The organism is Paenibacillus sp. P22 (assembly GCF_000469945.2).
GTDB lineage: Bacteria > Bacillota > Bacilli > Paenibacillales > Paenibacillaceae > Paenibacillus_O > Paenibacillus_O humicus.
Window position 1 is genome coordinate 15,470 of record NZ_CBRA020000014.1, and the last position, 12,605, is coordinate 28,074.

11 protein-coding genes and 1 riboswitch are annotated in these 12,605 nt (G+C 59.0%); of the genes, 4 read left to right on the plus strand and 7 right to left on the minus strand.

Translation table 11 applies throughout. The features are described from left to right. Nucleotides 1-112: 112 nt before the first annotated feature. Nucleotides 113-313, minus strand: a riboswitch (cobalamin riboswitch). A 283-nt stretch (nucleotides 314-596) separates the two neighbouring features. After that, nucleotides 597-2,459, minus strand: coding sequence for an LTA synthase family protein (locus BN871_RS04260; protein ID WP_021881513.1), 1,863 nt, complete (start codon nucleotides 2,457-2,459; stop codon nucleotides 597-599). Between the two features lie 506 nt (nucleotides 2,460-2,965). Beyond that, complete coding sequence (locus tag BN871_RS04265; RefSeq protein ID WP_053086934.1) at nucleotides 2,966-3,340, minus strand: cytochrome c; 375 nt, start codon at nucleotides 3,338-3,340, stop codon at nucleotides 2,966-2,968. 199 nt (nucleotides 3,341-3,539) lie between these two features. Between BN871_RS04265 and tatC the strand changes: the two genes are divergently transcribed. Together tatC and BN871_RS04275 are read left to right on the plus strand one after the other, a co-directional pair. Then, nucleotides 3,540-4,268: a twin-arginine translocase subunit TatC gene (tatC, locus tag BN871_RS04270; RefSeq protein WP_021881515.1), complete on the plus strand. Its 729-nt coding sequence runs from the start codon at nucleotides 3,540-3,542 to the stop codon at nucleotides 4,266-4,268. A 48-nt stretch (nucleotides 4,269-4,316) separates the two neighbouring features. Continuing rightward, nucleotides 4,317-4,511: a twin-arginine translocase TatA/TatE family subunit gene (locus BN871_RS04275; RefSeq protein WP_048744779.1), complete on the plus strand. Its 195-nt coding sequence runs from the start codon at nucleotides 4,317-4,319 to the stop codon at nucleotides 4,509-4,511. A 210-nt stretch (nucleotides 4,512-4,721) separates the two neighbouring features. Here the strand turns inward: BN871_RS04275 and BN871_RS04280 are convergent, their stop codons facing one another. Next, a complete protein-coding gene (locus BN871_RS04280; protein WP_021881517.1) occupies nucleotides 4,722-6,440 on the minus strand; it encodes a GMC family oxidoreductase in 1,719 nt (572 codons plus the stop codon). A gap of 18 nt (nucleotides 6,441-6,458) precedes the next feature. Further along, on the minus strand, nucleotides 6,459-7,244 hold the full coding sequence (locus BN871_RS04285) for a gluconate 2-dehydrogenase subunit 3 family protein (RefSeq protein ID WP_048744780.1): 786 nt from the start codon (nucleotides 7,242-7,244) through the stop codon (nucleotides 6,459-6,461). Nucleotides 7,245-7,374: 130 nt separating this feature from the next. On the opposite strand from BN871_RS04285, the gene BN871_RS04290 reads away from it, so the two are divergent. After that, nucleotides 7,375-8,361: a hypothetical protein gene (locus tag BN871_RS04290; RefSeq protein ID WP_048744781.1), complete on the plus strand. Its 987-nt coding sequence runs from the start codon at nucleotides 7,375-7,377 to the stop codon at nucleotides 8,359-8,361. 68 nt (nucleotides 8,362-8,429) lie between these two features. On the opposite strand, the gene BN871_RS04295 is transcribed toward BN871_RS04290, so the two are convergent. After that, nucleotides 8,430-9,179, minus strand: a complete 750-nt coding sequence (locus BN871_RS04295; RefSeq protein WP_048744782.1) for a MerR family transcriptional regulator — start codon at nucleotides 9,177-9,179, stop codon at nucleotides 8,430-8,432. Nucleotides 9,180-9,397: 218 nt separating this feature from the next. Here BN871_RS04295 and BN871_RS04300 point away from each other — a divergent pair, with 218 nt between their 5' ends. Further along, on the plus strand, nucleotides 9,398-9,895 hold the full coding sequence (locus tag BN871_RS04300; RefSeq protein ID WP_083436224.1) for a PCYCGC motif-containing (lipo)protein: 498 nt from the start codon (nucleotides 9,398-9,400) through the stop codon (nucleotides 9,893-9,895). A gap of 148 nt (nucleotides 9,896-10,043) precedes the next feature. On the opposite strand, the gene BN871_RS04305 is transcribed toward BN871_RS04300, so the two are convergent. Next, nucleotides 10,044-10,631, minus strand: coding sequence for a YjgB family protein (locus BN871_RS04305; protein WP_048744783.1), 588 nt, complete (start codon nucleotides 10,629-10,631; stop codon nucleotides 10,044-10,046). 624 nt (nucleotides 10,632-11,255) lie between these two features. Further along, the gene (locus tag BN871_RS04315; protein WP_232312802.1) at nucleotides 11,256-12,500 is read right to left on the minus strand and encodes a glycosyl hydrolase family 8; all 1,245 of its coding nucleotides are present in this window, start codon (nucleotides 12,498-12,500) and stop codon (nucleotides 11,256-11,258) included. Nucleotides 12,501-12,605 lie beyond the last annotated feature (105 nt).

A 12,605-nucleotide genomic window follows, 5' to 3' on the forward strand; every position in this document is an offset into this window, starting at 1 on the left:
AAAAAAGACATCTTTCACGTGAAAGATGTCCGAAAGGGATGCCTCGCCGCAGGCAGGCATACAGGCAAACAGCCGCTGCCCGCAGCTCTCCCTCCCATCCTCGCGGGAAGCTATGATACAAGCTTTTTATGGCAGGTCTCCTGGCTTCGCTTCATCGCGCCGCCCTTCCTTCCCATCCCGGCAGGGACAGTGGATGCCTCGGGCAGCCGCTCGGCTTCACAGTGGCGGGACCGCGTCGAATTTCCATCGAACTTCCCTATTAAGCCCCGCAGGCCGAAATACCCGCGCAGGCACCATAAAAGCAGCTATGAAATTGTTGAAAGTCATCCCTCATTGTAGCAGACTCCGCTCCAAAACACAGTACCCAGTTTGCGGCTCCAAACCCTGCGACGGATCGGAGCCGGTTTCCCCGATCAGCTCCGCTTCCTTCGATACTTGGAAAACAACTAGATCTCCGCGGCCCGGACATTTCAGGTTTTGCCGGTCACGACTTCAAGAGCGCGGCGTCCAATCGCCCGGGAGAGCCCGGCCTGCCATGAAACAAAGGAAGACAGCCATGCTCCCGAGCATGGCTGTCTTCAGCATTTCCGGATGAATCAAGGCTCATCCCGCAGCGTCTGGCTGTAGCTGTCGGACAGCTTCAGCAGCTCAAGGGTGCGGTTGAATTCATCCTCGGTCGTCTTGCGTCCGCCGGTGTCCTTGCCCACGAGAGGGTAATTGGTGCCGTCCTCGAACGCATTGCCGGGAACGAACACGTCGGAATCCGTAATGACCGAGCCGGTAGGAAGGAAATGCCGCACCGGCAGCATGTTCGGACGTCCCTTGAGATTCAGCAGGTCGGTGCCGAAGTGGATCTGGTCCGCAAGCGAAACTCCCGCCAGATTCGCCACAGTCGGCAAAATGTCGATCTGTCCGCCTGTTTCGGTAATGACCGAAGGTCCCGTAACGCCCGGAGCATGAAGGATAAACGGAATATTGAACATGTCGGCATAGCTGTATTCATGGCCGATCATCGCATCGATGGATGTCTTTTCATTCTTGTCGAGCGTATAGACGGGCAGACCTTGATGGTCGCCGTAAAACATGACCATGCTGTTGTCCCACATGCCGCTGCTCTTCATCTCGTCGATGAACTGGCCAAGCGCCTGGTCCGCGAAGTGCTGCGCCTGCAAATAACGGCCAAGCAGCGTGCCGTCCAGATTGTCCGGCAGATCCAGCGTCATCTTGGATTCCGGGATATTGTACGGATGGTGGGCGCTCATCGTAATGATCTGCGCGTAGAACGGCTTGCCGGATGCGCTCATCTCCTCCAGCTTCGGCATCGTTTTGGAGAAGAGGACGCTGTCCGAGGCGCCGAACGCCACATGATCTCCGTCTCCGAAATAGCTTTTGTCATAATAATGCTGCCATCCGAGAGCCGGGTACAGCTCGGAGCGGTTCCAGAACTGGACGTCGTTCGTATGGAAGGTCGCCGTCTCGTAGCCGCTCTTCTGGAGCAGCTTGGGCAGGCTCGGAAGGCCGTTCTTCGGAAGCGCCTGCACCGCAGGCTCATGAGCGGGAACGTACAGCGACGTGTTGACCACATACTCGGCGTCGGAGGTCGTGCCGGAGCCAGCAGAGCTGTAAAAGTTCTTGTAATAGTAATTCTCATCGGCGAGCTTGTTGATATTCGGCGTAATTTCCTGGCCGTCCACCTTGAGTCCGATCAGGAAGTTCTGGAACGATTCCATCTGGATGATGATGACGTTCTTGCCCTTCGCTGCCCCGAAGGCAACCGGACTTGCATCCGGATGGACGCCCTTGAGCTCGTCGATCGCCGCCTGGGTGACCGGAACCGTCTCGACCGAGGAATTCTCGATGCCGTCGGACAGCAGCGTGTAGAATTCATAATTGAGGATGCCCATTTCCTCCGCCTGCTTGCTCTCGTTCATGCTGGCCCGGTTCGGCCAGATATCGAAGACGCAGAGCGCCACGGAAAGAACGAGAATGCCGAGCACCGCAGGCTTCCGGTACGGAAGCAGCCTGCTCGCGACATAGCCGGATTTCTTTTTCATCCGCAGGCGCACATGCAGGAACAGCAGGATGACGATGTCGGCGAAGACGAGCAGATAGTAAGGATCCATCAAGGAATACGTGCTTTCCCCGACCTCGGTCACTTTGCCCGCCTGGTTGAGCTGGTGGTAGGTGACGATGACGCCGTAATACTTGAAGTACATCAGGACGGCGAAATACAGGAAAGTGAACGCCAGATCCGCCAAGGTGTAATACAGCAGCTTGCGCTTGGAAGCCAGCCACTCGATCAGGCAGAATACGGCCCACATGAACGGAATTTCCGTCAGCAGCATGGTCCAGCTGGGGCCGTCTTCGAACACGATATACCAGGCCAGAGCGCTCTTGGCCAGCAGAATAAGGGTAAACAGCAAAAAACGGAGGTTGCCCAGCCGTAGAATGATCTTCATTTCGACATGACTTCCTTACCTGTAGAATGATGGAATGAGAACGTGAAATCGGACGGATTCGCATCGGACGCCGCCAACGCCATTTATCATACATCCGGTTATTTAAGTAGTCAATTAAATCATGGCTCCTCGTCAGGGATCTTTTGGAAATGGATATAGACCCATAAACTAGGAGGCCATGGCATGAAACAGGGGGCGCTGAGGAATGAGGCAGGATGGTCGGCTATGGAACGGGGCGCATGGCATGAAACGGGATGCACGTCATGAAAAAATACGCTGGCCATGAAGCACCTGTGCATGTCATGAAAAAATGCGCTTGCCATGAGGCAGGGCGCAGGCCATGAAGCAGATGCGCTTATCATGAAAGAATGCGCTTGTTCAGGGCTCCGGGCTGGCAGGAAGCGTGCAGCCGCTCCCGGCTCACAGGCATGCGCCTCTCAGCGGCAAGCCTGAACGCAAAAAATCCCCGCTCCTCATCGCGAGGCTGCGGGGATTTTCGCGGCTGTTTACTTCTTGGAGGCAAGCCAGTCGGTGAGCGCGGTAATATCCGCGTCGCTGAGCGTTCCTTTGTAGGCCGGCATGCCTCCGCCTCCGTTCTCGATCTGATGGCGGATATTCTCGGCCGACTCGCTGGCGCCGATCTTCTGCAGGTTCGGGCCGACGCCTCCCCCCAGATCGGCCGCATGGCAGCTGATGCAGTTGGACTTGTACTTGTACACTTCCTCCGCCTGAGCGGTCGTCGTTCCGCCATTGCCGGCCGGCGTCGACTCACCGGCGTTGCCTGTCCCGCCGTTGTTCTTGCTGCCTCCGCCGCAGGCGGCAGCCGCAAGCACGAACAGAGCCAGCACGGCCGCAAGCAGCCATTTTTTCTTGGAATCCATCGGTACATGCCTCCTTCAATTATCCTTTCGGATACATGTAGAATCCCCTAATTTTCCTTCCTCATGCCTGCTTTTCGCGTACTGCCGTTTCATTCGGTGCATAAGGCCTCCTCCATTCGGAGAATCTATTCCTGTACCTGGAAACCGCTGAGGCAAACGTTCTGCCGGCGGCCCGAACCGGTAAAGGAGGTGCTGCCCAATGTCCGCGCAGGAGGAATGGATCCGCCATCTGGAGGAGCTGCGGCGGCGGTTGATCGTGGTCGGAGCTTGCTTTGTCACCGCATTTTGCGGCGGCATGTACGCCTCCCCCCATTTGCTGAAGCTGATCCGCTCGCATGCCGGAACAGACGTTCAATGGAATGTGTTCGCCTACACGGATGGATTGTTCGTCTACTTGCGCTGCGCGACGCTGTTCGCCCTCGTACTTGTGCTGCCGGTCGTCCTGTTCCAGCTGTGGGCTTTCGTCAAGCCCGGGCTCACCGAGAGGGAAGCCAAGGGGACGCTGATGTACGTTCCGGCCTCCTTCCTGCTCTTCCTGACGGGACTGGCCTTCAGCTATTGGGTCGTGTTCCCGATGATGCTGGAGTTCATGCAAAAAATGAACCGGACGGTAGGCGCCGTTGAAACGTACGGCATCGACCGCTACTTCTCTTTCCTGTTCAGCGTCGTGTTCCCGCTCGCGCTTGCCTTCGAGATGCCGCTCGTCATTCTGTTCCTTACCCGGATCGGCATGCTGACTCCGGCCAGGCTTAAGCAGACGCGCAAATACGCCTATCTCGGGCTCGCCGTTGTCGGGTCCTGCATCTCGCCGCCGGATTTCGTCTCCCATCTGTCGGTGACGATTCCGCTCGTCGTGCTGTACGAGATCAGCGCATTCCTGTCCGTCAGGCTCTATAACCGCCGAGCGCAGCCCGTCGCCTCCCCGTGAAGCGCCGCAGCCGCGCCGGCCGATCTGATCTGAAAGGAGACCAACATCATGTTCAACAATATCGGCATTTCCGGGCTGGTCATCATTTTCGCCATTGCCCTGATCGTGTTCGGCCCGGCCAAGCTTCCTCAGCTCGGGCGCGCCTTCGGCGATACGCTGCGCGAGTTCCGCAACTCGACCAAAGGCATCGTCGACGACGATGTCATCGAACCGTCGAAGGAAGAGCGCAAGCAGCTGAACTAGCCTGTCGCTTCGGGCAGATATATTTTGAATGGGGCTGTCTCAAGCGCCGCTTCGGCGAGAGGCAGCCTCTTTGCCATGTTATGTTCATCTGGCCCAGGCATCCGGGAAAAGACTGGTGCCAGACCTTATCATGCGCCAGAGGCGCCGCGCGGTAGCCGCACGCAAATGCGCAAGGAAAAGGGCCAACCGGTTCGGTTGGCCCTTGAAGCTTTATTTCGCCAGGCTGCCGCCCTTCTTGCGATATTCCAATATCCCCTCCGCGGCCCGGTAAGCGAGCGCCCCGACCGTTCCGGTCGGATTGTAGCCCGAGTTCATCGGGAACGAGCTTGCGCCCACGACGAACAGGTTGTCGACGTCCCAGCTTTGGGAGTAGCTGTTCACCGCCGACGTTTCCGGGGAGTCGCCCATGACGACGCCGCCCGTATTATGCGTAGACTGGTAGGTCACGATGTCGTACGGCCCCAGCTCCTTGAGCTGGTCGACATGGCTGGCGCCCATCTCCTTGACGATCTCGGCCGATTTGTTGGCCAGGAACACCGCCAGCTCGCGGTCCTGCTCCTCGAAGTCGAACGTGATCCGCACGAGCGGGTCGCCGAACGTATCCTTGTAGGTCGGATCGAGATCGAGGAAGTGATGGCGGAACGGCATCGACGAGCCCTGGCCTCCGACAGAGAGCACCCGGTTGGCGTATTTCAGGGAATTCTTCTTGAATTCGGCTCCCCATGCCGGCGTTCCCGATGGGACCGGGTTGTTCAGAATCGGGCGCTGGCCGGTCTGGCCGATGCTGATGGAGCCGCCGTGGATGAACTTCAGGTCGCTATGGTCGAAGTTGTCCCCGTTGTAGTTGTCGAGATTGACGCCGAGAGCGCCCGCGCCCGCGAAGTTGTTGAATTCCTCGTTCTCGAAAAATCCCGCCGCATTGCCCTTGATGACCTGATAGGCATAGTTGCGGCCGATGACGCCCTTGCCGGTGGCGGGATCATACGGCTTGCCGATGCCCGACATCAGCATCAGGCGCGCATTGTTGAACACGTAGCTCGTGACGACGACGATATCCGCCGGCTGCTCGATCTCCTCGCCGGTCGTGACGTCGGTATAGAGCACTCCTGTCGCCTTGCCCCCGGTATGTAAGATGCGGCGAACATGGGAATGGGTGCGGATTTCGAATTTCCCCGTTTTTTTGGCGACCGGAATGACGGTCACGACAGGATCCGCCTTGGCTCCGTACTCGCAGCCGAACCGTTCGCAGTAGCCGCAGTACTGGCAGGCCGCGCGCGACACTCCGTCCGGATTCGTGTAGTTTTCCGACAGGTTGGCGGAAGGCTGCATATAGGGATTCAGGTTCAGCTTTTTGGCGGCTTCGATGAATTTCTGCATGGCGGGCGTTTTTTTCATCGGCGGCGTTGGATACGGATTCGACCGCTTGCCTCCAAGCGGATTTTCCTCGCCGGACAGCCCGATCAGCTTCTCGAACTTGTCGTAGTAAGGCTCCAGCTCGTCGTACGTGATGCCCCAATCCTGGAGCGTCATGCCGTCCGGAATTTTCGCCTTGCCGTAGCGCTCGATCGTCTTGGTCCTGATCTGGAAATCATAGGGCAAAAAGCGGAACGTCTGTCCGTTCCAGTGCACGCCGGAGCCGCCGAGCCCGTCGCCGAGCAGGAAGGAGCCGTACTGCCGCATCGGCAGCGCCCTGACCTGCTCCTTGCTGCGGAAGGTGATCGTCTCCTTGGACAAATCCTGCATCAAATCGTACCGCACGCCGTAGCGAAGCTCGTCATGCACCATGAAGTAGTCCTCGGTCTTGCGCTCTTTTCCTCGCTCCAGTCCGACGACGCCCAGACCTTGCTTGGTCAGCTCGGAGGCGATGATGCCGCCTGCCCAGCCGACCCCGACGATGACGACATCGGTTTTCGGTAATTTCCTTGCCATACTGACAGCTCCTTCCGGCTAATGGATCGCCATATGCTCCTGCAGGCTTTGCGGAGCGATCTTCGTGAATTCCTTCTCGATAATGTTGGTGTAGCTCATCTGGTTGCCGGGGTAATTCCTCATCTTCCAGCCCGCCATGTCGGCGTTGCCGCCGTACAGCGGATCGCTGTAGGCGCCCTCGATCGTGTTCGCGCGCAGCATGTTGAAGAAGCCGCTGGCCGAGATCGTCGTCAGCTTCACCTCGTCGGCCTGGAACGCAGCCAGCACCTCGTCCTGCTGCGCGGGCTCGAGGGACGCGAAGCCCTTCTGGTATTTCGTCTGGCTGTAATTGTCCATTTCCTGAAGCCCGATGAGATACATGTCCCGGCGCAGCAGCCTGCCCTGGTAGCCTTGGACCTTCTCGCCCTTATAGAAGGGCGGAGACATATAATCGCGGGAGTTGAAGCCGTAATCGCCCGCGAGCTGGTGATCGATGAAGAAGGCGGATCCCAAGGAAGCGGCTCCAGGCCCATGGTCGTCCTCCGGATAGATCCGCTCCATGGCGGCTTGCACGATCGCGAACTGGGATTGGGTGAAGAACATGAGCGCCCGGTTGAAGTTGGCGGGAACCTTGGCGGCGGTTCCCTCTCCCTCCTTGCCCGTATTCGCCTCGGCTTTCGGCTTGCGGTTGATGAGCGCGCCTACGGCTCCCCCGACAACGAGTCCCCCCAGCGCATAGCCCGACCGAATGAGAAACCGCCTTCTCGACGGCTCCTGGACGGGATCCTTCCGGTCCGCGCCGGAGCCCTGCTTGTCTGTATCCATGCGGATAGATTCCTCCCTGATTGCAAGATGGTAATGCCCGTATTATTTTCCAAGAAGAAAGCATTATACATTTGAAATCAAAAGGATAACCTATGTGCGCTTGTCATTATGCGGATGGAGGTTAAGACGGATGAGAAAAGCGATACGGATTGCGGCCGCCGGCGTGCTGGTCAGCAGCATGGCTGCACTGGGAGCATGCGCGGGCCCGGCCAAGGAAAAGGGAAACCAGATGCATGGAGCCGGCCAATCGGCCGTGCGGGGCTTGGAGAGAGCGGGCCAGGAAACGGTCAGAGGTGTCGAAAACGCCGGGCGCGGCGTAAGCCAATCGGCGCGCAGCGGCACCCGCGCGCTGGAGCGCACGGGGGAGCGGATAACGGGCTACGGCATGGGCGTAGACGGCCACCATCCTTACGGAGCTTCAGGGTATGGAATGGCGGACGGCACGACGGAGATTCCGAGCATCGACCGGAACAAAAAAACGACGACTTACGAGCATGCCGGAACGACGCATGGACTCGGCACGTCGACCTACAGCCTCATCGGCAGCTCCGGCCTGCACAGCGGCGGCTTCTCGTCGCATCTGCAGTCCCGGCTCAAGGCCGACGGAATCGAGGGCGTGAAGGTATTCGTATTTGACGACCACGTCATTCTCGCTTCCTCGAAGCGCGGCATGACGTCCGCAAGCTACGATCCGATGCAGAAGAAGCTGCTCAGCGGAACGGCCGGCTTCAGCGGCCACGGAGCCGAGAACACAAAATCCGCGGGCACTTACGGCGTCAAAAGCGTGGACGCCAGCACCCTGGAGGAAGCCAAGGCGAAGCTCAAGGAATACCTCGGCGACCAAGTGGACGTGGACAGCATCGAAAGCTCCAAGGCGATCGAGCTGATCGACAAGCTCCGGAGCCTGCTCGATCAGAATGGCGCCTCCGCCGGCACGGCAGGCGGCTCCACGACAGGATCGGAAGAAGGAACAGCCGGAGAAACGACAGGAGAAGCTTCCGAGGGAACGACGGCAAGCGGCAACGCCGGTTCCGCCACTGTCTCCAACAAGGATGCTGCCAAGGCCGGCGATCTGCTCGCCGAGCTGCTGAAGATGGTCGGACAGCAGCAGCGTTAAGCTTCCGCAACTGGCAAAAGGCAGCCCGGACCGTGGTCCGGAGCTGCCTTTTCCTTTCTTATTCGCCGTCAGTTCCCGCCGGATTCCGCTGCCTGGACTCTATCCGCATACGCGGCCATCGCATCGCGCATAAAGACGGCCAGACCGTCGCCGAACCTGTCGATGCTGGCGGTGAAGCGCGCATCGTCGACGTACATCCGGCCGAGTCCGCGGAACATCTCCGGCGTATACACGCTGAAGGTCTGGAGCATGCGGCACCACTCCCCGATCGCCTCCTGCGCCTCGGCGGAATCCGGCTGCAAATGCCGGACAGCCGCCAGCCGCCGATAAACCTCGTTGAACGCTTCCCGGTCCTGCTTCGTCATGCCCTGCGCGGCTGCCTTCGCCTCGTCGACCTTCAGGTCTCCCCAGCGCTCGCGCGCTTCCTTCTCATAAGGATTGGACGAGAAGTCGAATCCTTCAAACCTTTCCTTGCCGCTCATCTTCATCTCTCCTTCGGCATGCCGCAGCGTCTTGTCGACGGTGCGGATCATGGCATCGAGCCTCCTCCGCTTCTCCAGCAGCATATCCCGGTGCAGCCGCAGCGCTTCGGCCTCCGAGAAGTCCGGATCCTGGAGGATCGACTTGATCTGCTTCAAAGGGAATCCGAGCTCGCGAAAGAACAGGATCTGCTGCAGCATCGCGAGATTCCGGTCGGAATACAGCCGGTAGCCGGATTCCGTCGCTTCCTCCGGATGAAGCAGCCCGATCTCGTCGTAATGATGCAGCGTGCGCACGCTGATGCCGGCCAGCTCCGCCGCTTCCTTCACCTTGAGCATGTTCGCGTCTCTCCCTTCTGCCTCAGGATAAGGCCTCACGCTGCGTGAGAGTCAACAGCATCTTCCTATGTTATAGTAAGAAAAAGAATACGCGGGGACAAGCCGGCCATCGTTGGCGCCGGAAAGGGCAGGACAAGCCTCTTTCCGCATTGGCGCGGGCAAGGCCGCAGGCTTGCATAGAGAGTTCCCGGAAAGGCTGTGCGACATGATGATGGCGTTTGGCGGAAAAATTCGAAGGATTACGCTGCTCGGCTCCCTCTCCCTGCTGCTGCTGGCCGCCGCTTGCGGCAGCGGGAAGCGGGGACAAGGACGCTCCATCCGGCGGCGGGGGGCATTCCAACCATGGGGACGGCGAGGTCCATACTGTCAGCGGCGACCTGCAGGAGACGACGGCTTCGGCTTCCGCGCTGCCGAAGTTCCTGGACGGACAGCCGGAGCAGGTTCGGCTCGTCTATCAGGCTGCCGGCCAGGCGACGGAGCTGCTCTCGGGCATGCCGTGCTACTGCGGGTGCATGGAAAGCTCCGCCGGCCACAAGAGCAACATGAACTGCTTCGTCCATGAAGTGAAGGAGGACGGCTCCGTGGTCTGGGACGACCACGGCACCCGCTGCGGCGTCTGCCTGCAGATTGCGGCCCAGTCCATCAGCATGCTGGCCGAAGGCAAAACTCCTGAGCAGATCCGGGAGTCCATCGAAGCGCAGTACAAGGCTTCCTGATCCAAGGAATGCCGGATGCCGGATTGTGGGCAGGATCCAGCAAACAAAAAGAGGCTGTCCGGGACGTTCCCGGGCAGCCTCTTCTCTATTCGCGGCATGAGCATGGCCTGTCATGAACCTTTCCGCCCATGAACCAGGCTGCCAGGCGTTATTTCAACGTTTTGGCTTTCAGGTTGATATGCGCGCAATCCGTGCCGTTGATGTTGTTGAAGATGAAATCAAGCTGGTAATCGCCGCGCACATAGCTGATTTTCTTCTGCTGCGTCTTGCCCGTCTTGAAGATGACGGACGCGTCCGGCGCTCCCCACTGCTGCACGAGAAGCTTGACCGTAATGCCGCCGATATTCGTCTGGCGCTCCACGTTCGTGCCGAAGTAGCGCATCTCGCGGATTTTATTCAGCTTGTAATTGAAGGCGTAGCCGGGATGGCCCATGTCCGCCGTATATACGTCGAATCCGTCCGAGTCCTTCATCGGCACCATTGGCGCTCCGATCGTCTTGACGACAGTCTGGCGGGTGGTCTTTCCGACCGTGAAGGAGTTGAAATCAGGGAACTGGCCCTTGAGAGCCGGTTTATAAAAGCTGTTCAGCTTGGCAGCGGCCTGGTCATGCGCCGATACGGCAGCGGTGGAAGCAGCCGCATGGGCGGAAGAGAAGGGCAGCGCGGATCCGGCGCTGGCCAGAACCCCGGCGGCGAGAACGGCGAAGGCGGTTTTTTTCGTCCAATGCATGTTCATGATGAAGACCTCCTGTAAATTGGGGTATGGATACCCTTACCCATTTTAGAGATAAACTATTTACCTCGTAATGGATTCATAGCTACCCGACGTCCCTGCCGGGAGAATTGTTGCACGAATTCCCCCGTAGGCGATCAGGCAATTTATCCCTCGGATTCCGAACCCGCTCAAGAATCCACGATAATCGGACTCTCCTTGGCGACGCTCCCGGACCGCCTGGACCCTCTCCGCGTAGAGCTGGTTGAGATCGGCTGCCGAATACTCGACCTTGCCGTGCCAGGCGGCGTAATCCGGCAAAAGTGCAAAAGCCTTGCACAGCAAAAATGCGAAAGCCTTCACTCCGAAAAGAAGCGGCGACGATGGCGAGCATGTCCGAATCGTCGTCGGCAAGAAGAATATTCATAAACTCTCCTTCCGTAGCAGGTCCAGGATCTGCATGCTGCTCCAAACCCGGTCTGTCCCTACCTAGAATGAGCGGGCTCCCGATTAGGCCCGATAACCACACTGTCCCCGGCGCCCGGGTCCGCCGATCCTGGTTGACGGACAAAAAAAAGCCCGGCAGGCTGCTCAGCAGCCCGCCGGACCTTGACATTCATAATGCTCTTCTCCGCTCGAAGCCTTGTCTCAGTACGTCCACCAGTTCCCCGACATGACGATCATGGAGAACAGCTTGATGCTGTCCTCGTAATAGCCTTCGGCCGCGCTGCCCGCCGTCTTGGTCCACACGGAGTTCAGCCAGGCTTGGTTGGAGGAATCCGTCATGGCGCTGACACCGAACGGGGCGAAGAAGGCTCCGCTGTTGTAATCTCCTTTGACGCCGCCCGTGAGCGTGTAGCCGTCCTTGATGGAGGATGGATTGCTCGACGTCTTCGACTGGATCCAGCTGTTCATTTTCTTGAGCTGGCTCAGTGCCCGGCTGTCCCCGCTGAGGAGATAGTCGGTCGTGATCCGCCATGGCGTCCGGCAGGAGTTGTAGTTGTAATTGCCGTCCTGGTCGCTCTCCAGGAAGTTGGCCGGAGCCGGCTTGTAGGTGCCGCCGGAATAGACGACGAAGTCGGGAAGCAGGCCTGTCGTGGAGCTGTTGTTCGCAAAGATCGTATTGATGATGGAATAAGTCTGGTTCGCCACCTGGTCCCAGCGGGTGTCGCCCGTCGCGGCCTTGAACGCCTTGAGATGGTTCAGCATGAAGTCGGAAGGCCGCGTCGCCGTCGCTTCCGTGCCGCTCGTCGCCCAGTCGCCGAGGCGCAGCGTCCAGCGCGACTGGTTCACGTCGCTCTGCATGATCGCATTGATGACCGACTTGGCCGCGGACAGATAGTTGATCGTTCCCGCGCTGCCCCACTGGCGGTCGGCCAGCAGCAGCGAGTAGGCGATGTCCATATCCCCGTCCGTGGCGGAATCGGCGCCTTCGATGTTCTGGAAGCTGCTGTTCTGCTTCCAGGCCATGAGCGCGGAATTGTTCGTGCTCGGATGGGCTTTGTAGTAGGCGTACAGGCCGTCGAAATACGTTTTGGCGCTGCTGTCCGCACCCGCCATGAGCACCGTCAGCAGCATGCCGTAGCCATGGGCCTCGGATACCGTTTCGCCGGCGTCGTTGTATTTTACGTAATATTTGCCGCTGCCCGCCGTCTTCAGGTAATTGCTCTTCCAGGTATTCCACTTGCTCTGGACGGAGCTGTCCATGGCGCTCTGCGTGACGTTGGTCGGCTTGATGGTGCCCGCCGTATAGGCGGTATGCTGCGGGAACGGCCGGCTTTCCCCGGCGCCGAAGGCGATTCCTGCCGGCAGCATGACGACGCACAGCCCCATGGCGATAAGCGTTCTCATTTTCGGTTGGATTTTTCCTTTTGCCATTCCTTTGATTCCCATTACATCATTCCTCCTCATTCAAGATCTTCTTGCCAGCGGTCAACCTCGGTTCCATGGCGAACTGCCTCTGCGATGCCCGTTTGCCTGCCTCACCTCCTTCAAAAG